At 49.7% G+C, this 18,584-nt stretch carries 21 protein-coding genes; 8 read left to right on the top strand and 13 right to left on the bottom strand.

Features of this window, described 5'->3' with window-relative positions; all coding sequences use genetic code 11:
• Positions 1-112: 112 nt before the first annotated feature.
• Entirely contained in the window at positions 113-850 is a 738-nt protein-coding gene (prpE, locus tag IC804_RS14035; RefSeq protein WP_011886949.1) for a bis(5'-nucleosyl)-tetraphosphatase PrpE, read from the top strand.
• A gap of 8 nt (positions 851-858) precedes the next feature.
• Here the strand turns inward: prpE and IC804_RS14030 are convergent, their stop codons facing one another.
• The 4 genes from IC804_RS14030 to IC804_RS14015 form a co-directional block, all read right to left on the bottom strand.
• Positions 859-1,758, bottom strand: coding sequence for an RluA family pseudouridine synthase (locus IC804_RS14030; RefSeq protein ID WP_011886948.1), 900 nt, complete (start codon positions 1,756-1,758; stop codon positions 859-861).
• A 115-nt stretch (positions 1,759-1,873) separates the two neighbouring features.
• Positions 1,874-2,689 (bottom strand): NAD kinase, encoded by an 816-nt coding sequence (locus IC804_RS14025; protein WP_081157056.1) that lies wholly within the window; start codon positions 2,687-2,689, stop codon positions 1,874-1,876.
• The gene (locus tag IC804_RS14020) at positions 2,686-3,324 is read right to left on the bottom strand and encodes a GTP diphosphokinase (RefSeq protein WP_029761535.1); all 639 of its coding nucleotides are present in this window, start codon (positions 3,322-3,324) and stop codon (positions 2,686-2,688) included. The genes IC804_RS14025 and IC804_RS14020 overlap by 4 nt, the downstream gene beginning before the upstream one ends.
• Positions 3,325-3,450: 126 nt before the next feature.
• Positions 3,451-3,828, bottom strand: coding sequence for a UPF0738 family protein (locus IC804_RS14015; RefSeq protein ID WP_029761534.1), 378 nt, complete (start codon positions 3,826-3,828; stop codon positions 3,451-3,453).
• Between the two features lie 134 nt (positions 3,829-3,962).
• Between IC804_RS14015 and IC804_RS14010 the strand changes: the two genes are divergently transcribed.
• The 5 genes from IC804_RS14010 to IC804_RS13990 all read left to right on the top strand — a co-directional run bounded on the left by IC804_RS14010 (position 3,963) and on the right by IC804_RS13990 (position 7,028).
• A complete protein-coding gene (locus IC804_RS14010; protein WP_008878961.1) occupies positions 3,963-4,550 on the top strand; it encodes a CYTH domain-containing protein in 588 nt (195 codons plus the stop codon).
• Positions 4,550-5,158, top strand: a complete 609-nt coding sequence (locus tag IC804_RS14005; protein WP_029761533.1) for a lytic transglycosylase domain-containing protein — start codon at positions 4,550-4,552, stop codon at positions 5,156-5,158. The genes IC804_RS14010 and IC804_RS14005 overlap by 1 nt, the downstream gene beginning before the upstream one ends.
• A 101-nt stretch (positions 5,159-5,259) precedes the next feature.
• Positions 5,260-5,673 (top strand): globin domain-containing protein, encoded by a 414-nt coding sequence (locus IC804_RS14000; protein WP_008878963.1) that lies wholly within the window; start codon positions 5,260-5,262, stop codon positions 5,671-5,673.
• The gene (spxH, locus tag IC804_RS13995; RefSeq protein ID WP_081157054.1) at positions 5,666-6,559 is read left to right on the top strand and encodes a ClpXP adapter protein SpxH; all 894 of its coding nucleotides are present in this window, start codon (positions 5,666-5,668) and stop codon (positions 6,557-6,559) included. Before IC804_RS14000 ends, spxH begins: the two co-directional genes overlap by 8 nt.
• A 271-nt stretch (positions 6,560-6,830) precedes the next feature.
• Entirely contained in the window at positions 6,831-7,028 is a 198-nt protein-coding gene (locus IC804_RS13990; protein WP_011886943.1) for a hypothetical protein, read from the top strand.
• Between the two features lie 13 nt (positions 7,029-7,041).
• On the opposite strand, the gene pepF is transcribed toward IC804_RS13990, so the two are convergent.
• The 4 genes from pepF to mecA all read right to left on the bottom strand — a co-directional run bounded on the left by pepF (position 7,042) and on the right by mecA (position 12,617).
• Positions 7,042-8,865 carry an oligoendopeptidase F gene (gene pepF / locus IC804_RS13985; RefSeq protein WP_011886942.1) on the bottom strand — a complete coding sequence of 608 codons (1,824 nt, stop codon included), beginning with the start codon at positions 8,863-8,865 and terminating at the stop codon, positions 7,042-7,044.
• Positions 8,866-8,897: 32 nt separating this feature from the next.
• The gene (locus IC804_RS13980) at positions 8,898-10,184 is read right to left on the bottom strand and encodes a competence protein CoiA (RefSeq protein ID WP_035498520.1); all 1,287 of its coding nucleotides are present in this window, start codon (positions 10,182-10,184) and stop codon (positions 8,898-8,900) included.
• A gap of 147 nt (positions 10,185-10,331) precedes the next feature.
• A complete protein-coding gene (cls, locus tag IC804_RS13975; RefSeq protein ID WP_008878967.1) occupies positions 10,332-11,840 on the bottom strand; it encodes a cardiolipin synthase in 1,509 nt (502 codons plus the stop codon).
• Positions 11,841-11,936: 96 nt separating this feature from the next.
• A complete protein-coding gene (gene mecA, locus IC804_RS13970; RefSeq protein WP_008878968.1) occupies positions 11,937-12,617 on the bottom strand; it encodes an adaptor protein MecA in 681 nt (226 codons plus the stop codon).
• Between the two features lie 215 nt (positions 12,618-12,832).
• Between mecA and IC804_RS13965 the strand changes: the two genes are divergently transcribed.
• On the top strand, positions 12,833-13,501 hold the full coding sequence (locus IC804_RS13965; RefSeq protein WP_081157052.1) for a TerC family protein: 669 nt from the start codon (positions 12,833-12,835) through the stop codon (positions 13,499-13,501).
• Positions 13,502-13,551: 50 nt separating this feature from the next.
• On the opposite strand, the gene spxA is transcribed toward IC804_RS13965, so the two are convergent.
• Positions 13,552-13,950 carry a transcriptional regulator SpxA gene (gene spxA / locus IC804_RS13960; protein ID WP_008878970.1) on the bottom strand — a complete coding sequence of 133 codons (399 nt, stop codon included), beginning with the start codon at positions 13,948-13,950 and terminating at the stop codon, positions 13,552-13,554.
• Positions 13,951-14,254: 304 nt separating this feature from the next.
• Here spxA and IC804_RS13955 point away from each other — a divergent pair, with 304 nt between their 5' ends.
• Positions 14,255-14,437, top strand: coding sequence for a hypothetical protein (locus tag IC804_RS13955; protein WP_008878971.1), 183 nt, complete (start codon positions 14,255-14,257; stop codon positions 14,435-14,437).
• Positions 14,438-14,555: 118 nt separating this feature from the next.
• On the opposite strand, the gene IC804_RS13950 is transcribed toward IC804_RS13955, so the two are convergent.
• Genes IC804_RS13950 through opp3b form a run of 4 tightly spaced genes read right to left on the bottom strand, consistent with a single transcriptional unit; the run spans position 14,556 to position 18,515 of the window.
• Positions 14,556-15,491, bottom strand: coding sequence for an ABC transporter ATP-binding protein (locus tag IC804_RS13950; protein ID WP_029761528.1), 936 nt, complete (start codon positions 15,489-15,491; stop codon positions 14,556-14,558).
• Positions 15,484-16,545 carry an ABC transporter ATP-binding protein gene (locus IC804_RS13945; RefSeq protein WP_008878973.1) on the bottom strand — a complete coding sequence of 354 codons (1,062 nt, stop codon included), beginning with the start codon at positions 16,543-16,545 and terminating at the stop codon, positions 15,484-15,486. The genes IC804_RS13950 and IC804_RS13945 overlap by 8 nt, the downstream gene beginning before the upstream one ends.
• 21 nt (positions 16,546-16,566) lie before the next feature.
• Complete coding sequence (opp3C, locus tag IC804_RS13940) at positions 16,567-17,586, bottom strand: oligopeptide ABC transporter permease (protein WP_008878974.1); 1,020 nt, start codon at positions 17,584-17,586, stop codon at positions 16,567-16,569.
• A complete protein-coding gene (opp3b, locus tag IC804_RS13935) occupies positions 17,586-18,515 on the bottom strand; it encodes an oligopeptide ABC transporter permease (RefSeq protein ID WP_008878975.1) in 930 nt (309 codons plus the stop codon). Before opp3b ends, opp3C begins: the two co-directional genes overlap by 1 nt.
• Positions 18,516-18,584: the final 69 nt, after the last annotated feature.

Raw genomic sequence — 18,584 nt, 5'->3', positions numbered from 1 at the left:
TACTGCTTGCCGGTAAGCGGCTTTGCTTTTTTGCCTAACTCAAAATGTCTGTTCCTTCCGTCGGACGGGCACGCTGTTAGTAACTACACCCAACAGGAAAGGAGCACGCAACATGCACATCGACATCATCGGTGACATTCATGGTTGTTATCGCGAATTTACCGCATTAACGGAAAAACTCGGTTATGTATGGGACAAAGGGATACCGATTCATCCAGACGGTCGGAAGCTCGGTTTTGTCGGTGATTTGACTGACCGCGGTCCTGAGTCGCTGAAAATGATTGACATCGTCTGCGCCCTTGTCGACCGCAAGCTTGCCCACTATGTGCCCGGCAACCATTGCAATAAATTATACCGCTTTTTTTTAGGGCGAAATGTACAAGTCACCCACGGGCTCGAGACGACGGTCGCTGAGTACCGTGCTTTGCCTCCGAGCGAACAAGAGATGATCCGCCGCAAGTTCATTCGTCTATATGAAGGAGCACCGCTCTATGCTGTTTTAGATGAGGGACGCCTCGTCATCGCCCACGCCGGCATTCGCCACGATTATATCGGCCGGATGGATAAAAAAGTGAAGACGTTTGTCCTTTACGGCGACATCACGGGCGAAACGAACCCGGACGGTACACCTGTGCGCCGCGACTGGGCAAAACGGTATCGCGGCGATGCGTGGATTGTGTACGGCCACACTCCGGTGGAAAAACCGCGCTTTGTCGGTCGAACCGTCAACATCGACACAGGCTGTGTATTTGGCGGCGCGCTGACTGCGTTGCGTTATCCGGAGATGACGACGGTCTCTGTCCCATCGTCGATGCCGCACGTACCAGAAAAGTTCCGTACATTTTCTTGACCTGACTTTCACTTGCGCGCCGCCTCAATGAGGCGTGCCATATCATCGGGAAGCGGAGCGGTAAACGTATACAGCTGTCTGGCAAACGGGTGAAAAAAAGACAGCTGTCGGCTATGCAGCGCTTGGCGGCCGATCATCTCCCGGCTTCCTCCGTACAGCTCATCGCCGGCAAGCGGATGGCCAAGATAAGCCAAATGGACGCGGATCTGATGCGTACGCCCTGTCTCAAGCCGAAGCGAAACGTATGTATAGCCAGAAAGCCGCTCAAGCACACGGAAATGGGTGATGGCCCGCTTTCCATCCTCGCGCACTTCACGGGCGATGATGCTGTCGTTTTGCCGGCTGATCGGCGCGTCAATCGTCCCCTCCTCCTCGTCGATCACGCCATGGCACACGGCCTCATACGTGCGAGTAACTTGTCCTTTTTGCTGCAATGTCGACAGCAAATGATGAACATGGCGATGCTTCGCGACGAGTACAAGCCCGGACGTGTCGCGGTCAAGCCGAGTGATGATATGGACGGTCGAATCAAGCTGCTGCTGCCGATAATGATGCAATAGGCCATTGGCAAGCGTTCCGCCTGGGTGGTGGCGCGACGGAATCGTCGCCAACCCCGCCGGTTTGTTGACAACAAGGACGTACTCGTCTTCATACACGATATCTAGCGGCATCTCTTCAGGGTCCATCCAGTCGCTTGTCCTCTCCGGCGGAAAGACGACCGAGAGCGTCTCACCAGCGCGCAACACGTGGCGGACCGTGACTGGACGGCTATTAACGTAGAGCGCCCCACCGTGAAATTTAATATCGGTGAGCGCAGTCCGCGAAATGCCGTTCTCTTGCAAAAATTGACGCAGCAGTTTTCCATCATGCTGTTCATTGATTGAAAATGTCAACGTAAATGGCGGCAATGGTCGTCTACCTCTCTGTCTATAGTTGCAAATTTTCGCCGTTGGGCGGCGGGCTAATCCAACTCCAGCACGCCAGCTGAACGCTGATCAGGCAACAACAATCGGACATTTGTTGTCAGTCAGCGATAAACGAATCACGCACCCGCCGCCAAAACGGAAACGGTCGGAAGCGGGCGAAACGCACTTTTTCATCGGCGACCCGGCACTGAATCGATTTGACCTCTTTGTGCAATAGTGACAAATGGTCGATCGTAATTTGAAAATCGACATTGTTGACAGGCTTTAGCAGACACGTATGATGCGCCGGCAGCACGAGTGGCGAACCGATCGTCCGGAAGACGCGGTTGTTGATCGACGCCATCTCCGTCACTTGAATCGCTTCAAGCGATGGATGCAAAATCGCCCCGCCGAGCGCTTTATTATATGCCGTGCTGCCGGTCGGCGTCGAAATGCACAGCCCGTCACCGCGAAACCGTTCAAACAAGTCGCCGCGGATCTCAACATCCATGACGAGCGTGCCGCTGACACATTTCACCGTACATTCATTGAGCGCTAAATACTTCGCCTCGCTCCCGCCGTTAAGATAGCGGATCGTCACCTCAAGCAACGGATACTCAACGACCTGGTACGGCGTTTTGGCGATAGCGATGACGAGCTTTTCAATTTCTTCCGGCACCCAGTCAGCATAAAAACCGAGATGACCGGTATGGATGCCGACGAACGCCGTCTTGTCCAACCGGTGGCAATAGCGATGGAACGCGTATAAAAGCGTTCCATCCCCACCTACGGAAATGATTAAGTCAGGGGCCTCTTCATCGTAACGCAAGTTGAAATCAAGCAAATACGTTTTCATCTTCTGCGCGAGGGCGTTCGAAGTATCATCCCCTTTTGAGGTAATGGCAAACGCCAGCGGTGCGTCCGTTCGTTTCATTGCCCTTCCCCTTTTGCTTCTTGTTTTCGTGAAAAAGCAGCTTGCGCTTCTTGAATCTCGAAGCGTATTTTCGACATTTCCTCATCAAGGCGGTAGGCTGCTTCTGCCGCACGCTGCAGCCGTGCTTTAATATCTTCCGGAAAACGGCCGCTATATTTATAATTGAGCGAATGTTCGATCGTCGCCCAAAAATTCATCGCCAACGTGCGAATTTGAATTTCGGCCAAAATGTTTTTCTCGCCGTGAATCGTCTGCACCGGGTAGCGGATTACAATGTGATATGAGCGATAGCCGCTTTCTTTTTTTTGCGTGACATAATCACGCTCCTCAACGATCGTAAAATCGTTGCGTTGGCGCAGTAACTTGACAACCGTTTTAATATCATCGACAAACTGACACATAATACGCAGCCCTGCAATATCTTGCATCTCTTCCTCGAGGCGGTCGAGCGGGATGTTTTTCTTTTGTGCTTTATCTAAAATGCTGGCAATGGGCTTCACCCGCCCAGTGACAAATTCAATCGGCGAATGCGTCTCACTCATCTCAAACTGAGCACGAATCCCCCTTAATTTTACTTTCAACTCTTCGACCGCCTGTTTATACGGGGCTAAAAACAAATCCCAATGTTTTACCATTGTATCACCTGCCCACATGTTTTTCATCTGCTTCGGCCTCTGCCGCTCTTTTTGGAGCATTCAACGGCCTACTTGGAGACCTGCGCTCCAACCCCGTCCCCCCTTAAAGGCAGGCACCCGGCTTGCTTACTCGGCAAAAAACACTTCTTGCACCGCTTGTTCAAACGTCTCGCCATAATTGGCGTTGTCGCGAATATTTTCAAGCAAGTAAGCTAATTCTTCGCCAAACTGTTCGAGTTCGAGCGCCATCCCTTCGCTCTCAAGCCAGATCGGTTCACCCTCGGCAAATGCCGCTTTCAACTCTGGCCACCACTGTTTCGGAATGATGACATAAAGAAAACGGTCATCGGTTTCCAAAATGTACACAAACGCCAATGCATCCGAATCGACGAGCATATGGCGTTTTGGCGTTACATGGGCAAGCGGAACCGGGACATTGTCAGCGTACAGCCAAAGCCGACCGTCTTTCCGCTCCGCCCGTTCAACAGTCACTTTGTTGCTCATACTTTCTCTCCTTCCGCATCAACCATCCGCCCATTATTTTACCATATTCACCCTATGCAGACGAAATAATTGATATTCACCGCAAAACAACTGATAATAGAAAGAGACGATGTCTTGCTCGAAGGAGATCAATCATGTATCAAGAAGTGGAAATCGAATTAAAAAATTTGTTGACCGCAGCGGAATTCGACGCGGTTCGTGCTGCTTTCCGCCTCGATGATGGCGCTTTCCGTCGCCAAGAAAATCATTACTTTGACACCCCTTTGTTCGCCTTAAAAGAACAGGCGGCTGCATTGCGCATCCGGGTGAAAGACGGGCGCTTTACCTTGACGTTAAAACAAACGCAAACCGACGGAACGATCTTAGAAACGCACGAACCGCTCACGCCGTCCGAAGCAGAGGCATTGCTCGCCGGCGCAGCTCCACAGGGAGCGATCGCAGTACTGCTTAGGGAAATGAACGTCGACCCGCATGATGTCCGTTGCTTCGGCTCCCTCGTCACTGACCGTGCCGAATGGCCGCATGAAGGTGGCACGTTATGCCTTGACCATAACCGCTATTTGCAAAGCGAAGATTACGAACTTGAATATGAGACAGACAACGCTGAAGCGGGCGAAGAGCGATTTTTGCGCTTGCTCGGGACGCTCGGCATTCCACGCCGCCCGGCACCAAATAAAATCGCCCGCTTTTATGCACGCAAGTACGAAATGGAGGAAAGATGATGACCGTTTCACCGTTAAAACTGCTTGTCGAATGGCAATCACTCCAAACGCTCTCATCCAGGAGCTCAAGCTTATTGTCATCACCTGTTCCATCATTGTTTTCCAACTTGCTTGCCGAGTACCTCGAAAGCCAAGCGGAATCGTCAGCTCATGGGTTGCAGAATTCCACGCCTGCTAGCAGCAGCGATTCCACTAAACGGGACAGTCAGGCGACATCATCCTCGGTCGCGCCGTCTTCGATTGATGCGCTCATTGACGCTGCGGCCAAAAAATATGATGTCGACCCGCAGCTCGTCCGTGCTGTCATTCGCCACGAATCCAACTTCCGCCCGGACGCAAAAAGCCGAGCCGGGGCGCTTGGGTTAATGCAGCTCATGCCGAGCACGGCGAAAATGCTTGGGGTTGACAATCCGCTTGATCCTGCGCAAAACATCGACGGCGGGGTAAAATATTTGCGTCAGCTTCTTGACCGATACGACGGGAATACCACCCTTGCCTTGGCTGCTTATAACGCTGGGCCAGGCCGCGTCGACCGTTACGGCGGGGTCCCACCGTTTGCCGAAACGAAGGCGTACGTTGAGCGCGTACTGCGAAGCTATCGTGCGTAAATCGCCGTGTTCAAGTCACTTTGTTTGAGATAAACGTCTGCTGTTGATAAAATAGCAATCAAACGACGACGAATGACTTTCAAACAAAAGGAGCATCCGCAATGGGAGAACAATGGCAGACCCTTTATGAGGCGATCGGCGGAGAGGAAACGATTACGAAACTTGTCGAAGCGTTTTACCGACGCGTAGCCGCACATCCGGACTTGCGCCCGATTTTTCCGGACGATTTCACGGAAATCGCCCGTAAGCAGAAACAGTTTTTAACGCAATATTTGGGTGGGCCTCCGCTTTATACCGCCGAGCATGGCCACCCGATGATGCGGGCGCGTCATCTTCGGTTTGAAATTACACCGAAACGGGCGGAAGCATGGCTTGCCTGTATGCGGGCGGCGATGGATGAAATCGGCTTGTCCGGGCCGGCGCGCGAACAGTTTTATCACCGGCTTGTTCTCACCGCCCACCATATGGTCAATACCCCGGATCATTTGGACAGAAAGGAGCATTCCCTTGAATAAGAAGTTCGCTGGGAAAGCGGCGTCGTCTTATGCCCCTTCCCAGCCGCTAGGCAACACGAACAAACCGCTGGAGCTTTACTTATTTATTGATCCTTTATGCCCGGAATGCTGGGGGCTTGAACCGATCATCAAAAAGCTGAAGATTGAATACGGCCGTTTTTTTACCATAAGGTACGTATTGATCGGAAAGTGGGCGACATGGAACGCGCGCAAAGGAGCAAAATTGGAAGCGATGGCCAAGGCGTGGGAATGGACAGCTAGTCGCTCCGGCATGCCATGCGACGGAAGCGTCTGGCTGGAGAACCCGATCTCGAGTCCGTTTGCCCCATCACTCGCCATTAAAGCGGCGGAAATGCAAGGAAAACAGGCCGGCATTCGTTTTTTGCGCAAACTGCAGGAACAGCTGTTTCTCGAAAAACAAAACGTTGCTGACTTGAATGTACTGGCGGAATGTGCCGCCGAAGCCGGACTTGATGTGGATGAATTCCTGCGCGACATTCATTCACCAGGGGCAGCGAAAGCGCTCCAGTGTGATGTAAAAATCACCTCGGAAATGGATGTCGACGAAACGCCGACACTTGTGTTGTTTAATGAGAACATTGAAGACGAAGGCATAAAAATTTCCGGATGCTATCCGTACGACATTTACGTCGAATTAATCGCCGAAATGCTCGGCTTCCATCCCGAGCCGTCCTCTCCCCCTCCGCTCGAGTCATTTTTAAGCCATTTTAAATTTGTCGCCACGAAAGAAGTTGCCGTTGTGTACAACTGGACTATCCAAGAAGCGGAAACAGAAATGAAAAAGCTGCAGCTGAAGCAAAAAGTGGAGCGGGTGCCTGTCAAACACGGAACGTTTTGGCGCTATATCGAAGATGCGCGGTCTTAAACAAGAAGAAAGCCCGGCTGACGCCGGGCTTTCTTCTTGTTGTCAAGACAACAAAGGGGATGGGAGAAATTGTTCACGGTCAAACAAAGGGGTATCAGTTTTGTCTTCCGTTCACGCTTTTATCTTAACAAATGGCCACACAAATTGACAACCGCTTTGCTCGTTTGTTCACATTATTGTCATAATTGGCCTCGCCTTTGACACTTGTCATGATTACATAGCCAATGCACATATGATTCAATTAGAAGCAAACGAAAAGGGGCAGGCGTTTATGAAAAGACGAATCGTTTTATTCCTTTGGATCGTGGCTGTTGTGACTGCGTTTTTCCTCAATCTTTTAGGACTTATGCAACTGCTCCCTCTTTGGGCGACGATGCTTTTCTTGTTTCTCACATTGCTCGGGTTATTGACAGCTTGGAACCGCCGCCATCAGTTTAAAGGGTTTTCATCCAAACGGATGTGGCCATAACGCCACATCCTCTTTATTTTCCAAGCAAGCGCTCCATTTCTTCCAACTTCTCTGCAAACACTTGACACGCTTGACGAATCGGTTCAGCGCTCGTCATATCGACGCCAGCTTTTTTCAGCACCTCAATCGGATAATCAGAGCTTCCGGCTTTTAAAAACTCGATGTACCGTTTCACCGCCGGCTCGCCTTCCTCTAAAATCTGCTTGCTAAGCGCCGTTGCCGCGCTGAAGCCGGTCGCGTATTGATATACGTAATAGTTGTAATAAAAATGCGGGATGCGCGCCCATTCAAGACCAATTTCCTCATCAACCACCATATCATCGCCGAAATATTTTTTGTTCAGGTCATAATAGAGCGATGTGAGCGTCTGTGCTGTCAGCGCCTCTCCTTCTTGCGCCTTCAGATGGATCAAATGCTCGAATTCGGCAAACATCGTTTGTCGAAAGACGGTACCGCGGAATCCTTCAAGATAATGGTTCAGCAAGTATAGCCGTTTTTTCTCATCATCGATCGTTTTCAACAAATAATCGTTCAGCAATGCCTCATTGCATGTCGACGCCACTTCAGCGACAAAAATCGAATAATGAGCATACGGATACGGCTGCGTTTTGCGCGTATAGTAACTATGGACTGAGTGGCCGAACTCATGTACGAGCGTAAACAAGTTGTTCACATTATCTTGCCAGTTCAGCAAAATATACGGGTGGGTGCCATACGCTCCTGACGAATAGGCTCCACTTCGCTTTCCTTTATTTTCGCGCACATCGACCCATCGATTCTCAAGCCCTTCTTTGACGATCGACACATATTCCTCGCCAAGCGGCGCCAACCCGTCAAGCATATATTGCTTCGCTTCGTCGTATGTCACTTCCATTTTCACATCTTGCACGAGCGGAGTATATAAGTCATACATATGCAGCTCGTCAAGCCCTAGTACGCTTTTGCGCAGCCGCACATACCGGTGCAAAAGCGGTAAATGCTCATGAATTGTGGCAATTAAATTATCATAGACGCTTTCCGGTATATTGTTCGCATCTAACGCCGCTTCTCGTGCTGATTTGTAGCGGCGGACGCGAGCGAAAAAGTTGTCTTTTTTCACCGTGCCCGCAAGTGTGTTGGCAAACGTGTTCTGGAACTTCTCGTACGTATGGTATACTGCATGAAACGCATCGCGACGAACGCGGCGGTCGGTACTTTCTAAAAATCGGATAAACCGGCCGTGCGTCACTTCCACTTCATCCCCATTTTCGTCGCGAATCGTCGGGAACGTTAAGTCAGCGTTGTTTAACGCACTGAACGTCGACGATGTCGCCTGCATCACCTCAGCAGCCTGTGCCAACAGCGCTTCTTCTTCAGCGGACAAGACGTGCGGGCGCTGGCGCGTGATTTCGTCTAACGCGTGCTCATACAGCCGAAGCGGTTCGTATTGCTCTAAAAACGAACGCAGCACCGCTTCATCGATGGCTAAAATTTCCGGCACGATAAACGCCATCGCGCTCGATGCTTCGCTGTACAACCCTTTCGCCCTGTCGTCGAGCCCTTGGTAAAACGAGTTCGTCGTGTCTTGGTCATAGCGCATATGGGCGTATGTATACAGCTTGCCGAGACGCATCGATACTTCATCTTGGTATTGCAGCGCTTCATACATCACTTCCGGCGATTCGCCAAGCCGCCCTTTGTATTCGCTGATTTTTGGAATCATCGCCTTTACTTGCTGAAACTCCTGTTCCCACGCATCATCGGTTGGGAAAATGTCCTCGAGCCGCCACGTTTCCTCGACAGGGATTTCGCTCCGGGACGGGAGCGATTTCTTTGCCTTATTCTCTTCCACCGTCATAGTCCCTCCTTAAACAATCGATACACGAATTATTATTCACCATTTTCGCTCCCTTTTCCTGTTTTTTGCTCATTTTTCACGTCAGCTCCAAACTCAAGCATCGTCCGATATGATGCAAGCGTCGGTGTCTGGCAAATTTGCTCAAAAAAAACTGCATCTTGGCGGATGACGTCTTCGAATGTTGCTGGAAGCAACAGCGGCTTAGTCAAACAAATCCTTCTTCTCCCCTCATAGCGAAGATAACCGAGCAAACTTAACCAATGCAAATATTCATGGACTGCCTGCCGGTAATTGTCCTGACCGACAAGAGGCAGTCGACGTGGAGCGAGCAGCCCGGTGCGGATTTTCTCGTCAATCCACCGGAAGAGTGCCGTCAGCGCCATTGGCTTCCCTTGCTGACGAAGAAGCGGCAGAAGGACGTATGTTTGCCAAATGAACGGAGCTGTTTCCCATAAATAACCATGCGGCAATGGCCAGCCGGCTTCAATCGGAAACAGCGACGGAACGATGCCAGCATGGTAAAAATCAGCACAAATGCGGCGTGTCACCTTATTCGGATAAAGCGGGAACGTTTGGCGCCATTGTTTCTTGCCTTCAAGCCATTGCTTCCAAAATGTCGGCGGAAGCGGCTGCGCATAGGCAGTCAAAGTGGCGAAAGACAGTGAAGAAAGAGGAAGCGAATCGACGGTGACCAACGTGCGGCGCACCGACAGCGGCACAAGACGGGAAAGAAAGAGGAAACGTTTCGTTTCCGGACTATAGTACCGTATGTGAGGGACAGCAGAAAACGAAAAGCGGTGAGCAAACAGCCATTGAAAGCGGGAGAGCGACACTTCATTCGGGCGTTTCGGCGAGCGTCGTAAGTGATGAGCCCCTAACACCCAAAGCGGATGGATGCCGAGGCGGCGGTAGCCGTCATTGCGTTCGTAAAACAGCGACTCATCAATCGTGGAACATTGATATTCGAGGGCATACAGACGGGGACCATAACGGAATAACACATCAGGACGCTGCCCGATAGCGGTCAAATATGGCTCAAGCTTCGCTTCAATCCCTTGACGAACGAGCCATGTGAACAAATCACGCTTTCCGGTTAAATGCCGCTCCGATTCCGGTTCATGCTCGAACGGGCAGACCGTGCCTTTCCGGTGGGCGAAATGCGGCAGGCGACGGCGGCCGGATCGCAACACAACTTCTTTCCGACAGGCGGGACAAAAAAACGGTTCACCGTTTCTCAGCTGCATAAGCCGCTCCCGGTTCCACCGTTCCACCCCAGCAAGCGAAATCGTCCGGCCATCGGCTGAGATGGCGACAAACAAGAAACCCCCTCCCTTTCTCTTATTGTCGGCCTTCGTCCGTTTATTGTTTCGGCAAACGTCCACGTTTTTCCTGCCGATGGGGAACAGGCCAATAAAAAAAGCCCGCCAAGCCGGCGGACTTGCATCTCAAGCACTCAAAACATATCGTTACAATAGCGGCGACAGCAGGCGCGAAACCGATTCAACAATCCGCACCCGGAATGGGCGCTGCTGGAACTGTACATAATCAATTGGGGAAGCATGACGGAAATCTTCCAAAAAATCGTTCACAAGTTTGTTTGTGCTGTCCGTATAATACAAAAACGCGTTCACTTCAAAGTTTAAATGAAAGCTGCGCATATCCATGTTTGCCGTGCCAATCGAGGCAAGCTCTCCATCGACGACGATCACCTTGCTGTGCAAAAACCCTTTTTCGTACTCGTAAATTTTCACTCCGGCTTCCAACAGTTCTGGGAAGTACGAGCGCGAGGCGTAAAAGACGATTTTTTTGTCCGGGCGCTTCGGTGCCAGCAGGCGGACGTCGATGCCACTTAGTGCCGCCACTTTCAGCGCCGTTAAAATGTCTTCATCCGGAACAAAGTACGGCGAGGCGACCCAAATCGACCGTTTCGCTGACGTAATCATGGCAAAATACAACTGTTTAATCACTTCCCACTTTTGATCCGGCCCGCCGGCAATGAGCTGCACCCCGCCCTGGCCTTCCTCGACAATGAGCGGTGGTGATAAATATTCCGGCGTCAACAATCGCTCTCCCGTCATATAATACCAGTCTTGCAAGAAAATAAGTTGCAGCGTCCGAACAGCCTCGCCTCGAATCAACAAATGGGTATCACGCCAAAACCCAAAATATTCGTCTTTTCCCAAATATTCATCACCGATGTTCAGCCCGCCGACAAAGCCGACGCCTCCGTCGATGACAATAATTTTTCGGTGGTTGCGGAAGTTGATTTGGTTGCTCAAAAAGGGCAGACGCACCGGTGAAAACGGAATCATCTCCACCCCAGCTGCACGCAGCTCTTCAATGTATGCGTTCGACAGCTTCCAGCTTCCGACAGCGTCATACAAAAAGCGAACATGCACACCTTGGCACGCCTTTTCCATCAGGACATGTTTCAGTTTTTGACCGATTTCGTCATGACGGACGATATAGTATTCCAAATGAATATGGTGCTGTGCTTTTTCCAACTCGTCAAAAATCGCGGCAAACGTCTCTTCGCCGTTCGTCAACACCGCCGTTTGTGACGCCAATGAAACTGGATGTTGGCCGATGCGATAGGCAAGATGCAACAACGGGCGCTGATGGGGTGCCATCGGCAGCCGCTCTATGGCGATCGGCGACGGCTCTTGAAACTTCAGCAACACTGCTTCATCAGATTCAGCTTTCTTTTTAAAGCGCCGCTGTTGCCAATAGTTACGCCCAAACAATAAATAAAATAAAAATCCAAGAAACGGAAAGCTGCCTAACACTGCCAGCCAAGCGATCGTTTGCGCTGGTTTTCGATTCTCGAGTGAAATGACAAATGCGATAAATACCACTGAACAAGAGATGAGCACACTAAAAATGCCAAGCAGCTTTCCTCCCCAATAATCGTGCGTCAATGTCAGCAGTACACCGACAATGACGATGAGAATCGCCACTCTAGATGTGTTTCTCAACGAAACCCCTCCACCTGCTTTTCATGATGGCTACCCTTCCCTTCATTAACGAAGAAAACGCCGATTTCTGGCAGCGAAATCGGCGGTATGGAGACGTTATGGGGCCGGAAAATATCTTTTTACTGTTTCAAGCGCATTATCACTCATAATCTCGGTCCCGTATTCTTCTAGACGATAAATCGTCAGCTGCGAATCGTTCCCGTATTCCAACAGAAGGCTGAGCATATTGTCTATGTCATGCTCAGTATATTGTTCACCAAATTCGACAAACAAATAGTAACGCCCTTCAAACTGGAACAGGCGGTTCGACAGGCCGGAAAAATCAGCGCGATGTGCCAAGGAGATCACGTCTTCGATGTCTTTAAACGAAATGACAAATTGAAGAACGTCTTGCTCCTGGCCGTCTTCGGCGTCATTGTTTCGTCCAAAATGGAAATGATGGCTGAGCAACGACTCAAGCTTCTCATCGGCTGACAGTGAAAACTCACGCCATCTTTCTTCCGGAAGCGGCAACTCAAGCTTACTCCCGTCTTTGGACAACTGCGCTTTCGTCACGACAACTTCAAGCCCTTTTTCCAATGCTTGCACTTGAATCCAAAGCGGACCGTCGAGCGAAAAATCACTTTCGCTATGGACCTCATCCATCATTTCCCAAAATAGTTCTTCGCTTCGTTCCCGATTATACCAAATTTCTTCACGGTCAAAACCGCGCTCCTCTATATCAACATACGAAATGTAAAATTTCACCGTATGATCATTGATACGTTCGATTTCCATCTTCTCAACTCTCCCTTCTAAACAAAGAAATAAAAAAGGGAAGGGATCGTGCCCTCAAACATTTTATTTATAATGAAAACTCATATCTTGTAATTTATATTTTATGATAAAAAGCGAAAGAAGGGAAATAAAAAAACGCGTTTTTAAAAATTGGTTATGAAACCGGCCATGCCCTACTATAATGGTGATGAACACGGACGGAATGAGGGACGCCTATGGTGGATGAATATATCGTATCGATCTTATTAATCATCGGCATCGATGTCATTCTAGGTGGGGACAATGCGGTTGTCATTGCGTTAGCGAGCCGCAACTTGCCGGAACAAAAACGGAATATCGCCATCGTCCTTGGCACGGCGTTGGCGATCGCCGTCCGTATTTTATTGACGGCAGCCGTTGTTTGGCTATTGACGATTCCGTTTTTACAGCTTGTTGGCGGCCTTATCCTCTTTTGGATCGCCTTAAAGCTTATCAGGCAAAAAGACGAAAAACAGGCTGCGATTAAAGCTGAACCATCGCTTTGGAAAGCTGTCCGGACAATCGTTGTCGCCGATGTCGTCATGGGCATGGACAACGTCATCGCCATTGCCGGAGCGGCCCAAGGGCATCTCGAGCTTGTCGTCTTCGGCTTTCTTTGCTCCGTTCCTATCATCATTTTAGGCAGCAAAATCATCCTTTATGCCATGGAGCGATTCCCGCCTCTCATTTATATCGGCGGCGCCTTATTGGCCTATACTGCTGGAAAAATGATCGCCGCCGAAGAACAGCTGCGCCCGTTTTACGATCCGCGTTGGGAACTCTTCTTCCCGCTCTCAGGGGCCATTCTTGCCGTTCTGCTCGGCTTTGCGGCCAACCGTCGAACACGCACGGTCAAATGGCGATGATTAGACATTGATAAAAAACTTCTACATGGCAAGCCATGTAGAAGTTTTTATCATCCATTCACTAACCGCTGCGCTTCGCGGAGCTGATACGCACGCACTTTGCGCGGTAGGAAGCGGCGGATTTCATCTTCGTTATAACCGACTTGAAGTCGTTTTTCATCGATGATGATCGGCCGGCGCAAAATGCCCGGGTTTTTTTGAATAAGCTCGTACAAATCTTGCAACGGTAAGGATTCGAGGTTAATGTTCAGCTTTTGGAACACTTTCGAACGGGTCGAGATGATTTCATCTGTCCCCGTTTCCGTCATCCGTAAAATTTCCTTAATCTCCTCGACCGTGAGCGGCTCGGAGAAAATATTGCGTTCAACATAAGGAATATCATGCTTCTCGAGCCACGCCTTCGCCTTCCGGCACGACGTGCAACTCGGTGATGTGTATAGCTTGACCATTTTGATCACTCCTTTTTACAAGGAATCCCTTGCTTCCCCCGCCCGTCAGCTGACGGGCGCATACAACTATGCCACTTTCATACGCTTGACGGCATAGTGATACGGCCTATACCACCTGCCTAGTGGCCGGCCGTCTTGTTAATCATTTACAAATTGAAATGACTTTAACATGATATATTATACAATAAATCCACGGAAAAAGATATAGTTTTTCAACGATTAATGCAATTTTCTTTGCCCCCCTTCCAATAGGGAGGAAAATCCTCTACAATCAAAATAGAAGAGAAAAAGGGAGGAAGAACATATGGCCGACTATTTTGTTGACTTTGTCATTGCTTCAGCACTGATCGTCGGCATCACTGCCTTGATGGGGAGCATGAGCAACACGATTGGAGAACGGTTATTCGGCCGAAACAAGAGAGAGAAACATGTTGAGGCTTCACGCCGCATCCAGCAAGGGTGGAATTTCGTCGGAGGAAAAAAATAACGCCAGAAACAAGTGTATAATATTGCGCCGCCTGCTTCTCCGTTCGCATCAAGCGTCGGTGAAGAGACGGCGCTTTTTCGTGCTCATAGGAACAGTCCCTTTCAGTCAATCGCGCTGTTTAGGCATACATCGCCCGATACCGCTTATACTCTTCTTCTGAGCAAAGCACGAAATGCCCTGGCGTAATTTCGCGAAATTCGAGTTCTTCCCCGTCTTTATAACCATGCTGCGCGGGGTCGTAGACGATCCGTTTGCGCGTTCGCTCCGTTTCCGGATCCGGAAGCGGAATCGCGGAGAGCAACGCTTTTGTATACGGATGGATCGGGTTGCGGTACAACTCTTCCGACTCGGCGAGCTCGACCATTTTCCCGAAATACATGACTCCGATCCGGTCGCTGATGTACTTCACCATCGATAGATCATGGGCAATAAATAAATACGTCAACCCTTTTTCGCGTTGCAGTCGCTTCAACAAGTTTACGACTTGCGCTTGGATCGATACATCAAGGGCGGAAATCGGCTCGTCGGCGATGATGAATTCCGGTTCGACCGCGAGCGCTCGGGCGATACCAATCCGCTGGCGCTGACCGCCGGAAAACTCGTGCGGATAACGACTGGCATGCTCACGGTTTAAGCCGACCGTCTCGAGCAACTCATAGACGCGCTGCATCCGCTCTTCTTTTGTTTTTGCCAGCCCATGGATATCAATGCCCTCGGCAATAATATCAGCAACCGTCATTCGCGGGTTGAGGGAGGCATACGGGTCTTGGAAAATCATTTGCATTTTCCGGTTTAACTCTTTTAGCTCTTTTTTTGATTTTTTTCCGTGCACACTGACGCCGTTAAACAGCACTTCCCCGTCTGTCGCATCATATAACCGAATGATCGTCCGCCCTGTTGTCGACTTGCCGCAGCCCGACTCTCCGACAAGGCCGAACGTTTCTCCTTTATAAATGTCAAAGGTCACCCCGTCGACTGCTTTGACGACTTCACCGCGGCCGGCTGGGAAGTATTGTTTTAAGTTTTTCACTTCAAGCAGTTTTTGTTTAGCCACGCGGTTTGCCTCCTTTCCGGGCAACGATGTCAGCAAACTGTTTCATCCGTTCGCGCACAATGGCCGGCGGTTCAACTTTCGGCGCCAGCTCGTGCAACAGCCATGTCGCCGCATAATGCGTGTCCGACACTTGAAACATCGGCGGCTCAAGCTCATAGTCGATTTTTAACGCGTACGGGTTGCGCGGCGCGAAGGCATCACCTTTTGGCGGGTTTAACAAATCTGGCGGCGAACCCGGGATCGAATACAGCTCGGTATCTTTATGGTCAAGGCTCGGCATCGACGCAAGCAGACCCCATGTGTACGGATGCTTCGGATTGTAAAAAATTTCATCAACCGTGCCCATTTCGACGATTTTACCAGCGTACATGACCGCCACACGATCGGCCATGTTAGCAACGACTCCTAAATCATGGGTAATAAAAATGATCGACATGCCAAGCTTTTTCTGAAGGTCTTTCATGAGTTCCAAAATTTGTGCTTGAATCGTTACATCAAGCGCGGTCGTCGGCTCATCAGCAATTAAAATTTTCGGGTTGCACGCTAACGCTATAGCGATCACAACGCGCTGACGCATTCCGCCGGAAAATTGATGCGGATATTGTTTCATGCGCAATTCGGCGTTTTTAATGCCGACAAGTTGCAACAGCTCGATCGCCCGTTTGCGTGCCTCATCTTTTGATAAATTTTGATGTTTTAAAATGGCTTCCATAATTTGTTTTCCGATCGTCATCGTTGGATTGAGCGATGTCATCGGGTCTTGGAAAATCATCGAGATTTTTTTCCCGCGAATCTCCTGCATTTCCTTGTCCGTCAGCTTCGTCAAGTCTTTTCCTTCAAATAAAATTTCCCCTTGTTTAATGCGGCTTGGCGGCGTCGGCAACAAGCGCATGAGCGCTTTCGATGTCACCGATTTTCCAGATCCCGACTCACCGACGATCGCCAACGTTTCCCCTTTATACAAATCAAACGTCACACCGCGGACCGCTTGCACCTCGCCGGCATGGATATCGAAGGAAATGTGTAAATCGTTCACTTGTAAAATTTTCTCCATCGTTTTCACCCCTTCCATCCATTATTTGCGCATTTTCGGGTCAAGCGCATCGCGCAGCCCGTCAGCGACAAGGTTGAAGCTCAGAATAAGCAAGCTAATGACGATCGACGGGATAATAATTAAATGCGGGTACGTTTGAATGGACTTATACCCTTCGTTAACGAGTGAGCCGAGCGATGCTTCCGGCGGACGGATACCAAGGCCGATAAAGCTCAAAAACGCCTCCGTAAAAATGGCCGATGGAATCGTAAACATTGTCGTAATAATAATCGGGCCCATGACGTTCGGAATCAAATGTTTAAAAATGAGCCGTGAGTTAGACGCTCCTAGCGTCCGTGCAGCGAGCACATATTCCATGTTTTTTAGCTTCAAAATTTGCCCGCGCACAATACGCGCCATCGTCGTCCAACCGGTGATGACCATCGCCAGTGTAATCGAAATAATCCCCGGCTCAAAAATTAAGATAAATAAAATAACGACGATCAAATACGGAATACCGTTTAAAATCTCAATGACCCGCTGCATTGCGTTATCGACACGGCCGCCGTAATAACCGGAAATACCGCCGTAGGCAATGCCGATAAACAAATCAATCACAGCAGCGAGTAATCCTATGTAAAGCGAAATGCGGGTGCCATACCACGTTCTCACCCATAAGTCGCGGCCTAAATCATCGGTACCAAACCAGTAGTACTCTTTGACGCCGCGCTCTTTATAGACGTCGACGCCATTAGGGTCTTTTCCATCTAAATTAAGCCAGCTAATATTCTCCAAAACCGGGACTTTCGGCGGCAGTTTCGCATGGCTTAAGTTTTGTGCTTTATATGAACGTTCACTGGCCATCGGCGCAAAAATCGCCAGTAAAGCCAAAATGACAATCATGATCATCCCGGCGATCGCCGCTTTGTTTTCACGCAGGCGAAGCCATACGTCATGCCAAAACGTCAAGCTTGGACGATTGATTTTTTCTTGTTCGCCGACGTTCGGCGGGGCGGGCTGAAACCATTCCGGTGAAAGCTGATCGTATTGTTGTTTCGCCATTATTTCTTCCCTCCCGCTAACCGGATGCGTGGATCAACAATTCCATAGAGGATGTCCACGATAAAAATGACAAAGATTAATAATGCCGAGTAAAACAACGTCGTTCCCATAATGACCGGATAGTCGTTCAACTCGATGGAACGAACAAACTGCTCACCAAGCCCTGGAACCGCAAAAATTTTCTCAATAACGAGCGTCCCTGTCATCAAGTTCACGGCCATCGGACCGAGAATGGTGATCACGGGGATAAGCGAATTGCGGATGGCGTGCTTAACCACAACCCCGGCATTGCTAATCCCTTTTGCCCGAGCCGTTAAAATGTAATCAGAACTTAACACTTCAAGCATTTCAGTCCGCATAAAACGGGCGATGTTGGCAATAACACCGACGGATAGCGCCAATGTCGGCATGATCGTATATTTAAACCCTTCCCAAAAAGCGACCGGCAGCCACTGTAGCTTCACGCCGATAAAATATTGCAAAAATCCAGCCAACACAAACGACGGAACGGAAATTCCGATGACAGCAATGACCGTGGCCGTATAGTCTTCCCAACTGTTATGACGAATAGCTGCAAAAATACCAAGCACTAATCCGACAATCGTGCCAAACACAATCGCTTGAAACCCTAGCTGGGCCGATGGGCCGATCCGGTCACCGATCAATTCTGTCACTGGACGGTTGTCGTACTGGAACGAAACCCCTAAATCCCCTTGCAACAAATTGCCTAAATATTGCACGTACTGCACAGGCACTGGCTTATCCAACCCATATTCTTTTAAAATGAGCGCCCGCTGTTCTGGCGTCAATTTTTCCTGGTTTTGCAGCGGCGAACCAGGCAACAGCTTCATTAAAAAGAACGTCAGGGTGGCAATAATGAACAACGTAATCACCATATACACGATCCGTTGAATCGTATACCGCGCCATGGCTGCACCTCCCCTATTGATTTCCTAAACTTTACTGTTAATAATCTCTTAACATTTTGCTTTTTTCGA

It is taken from the genome of Geobacillus sp. 47C-IIb (assembly GCF_014679705.1).
Lineage (GTDB): Bacteria > Bacillota > Bacilli > Bacillales > Anoxybacillaceae > Geobacillus > Geobacillus thermodenitrificans.
Note: the sequence above shows the minus strand (reverse complement) of the source record. Positions and strands in the feature narration are given on the sequence as shown.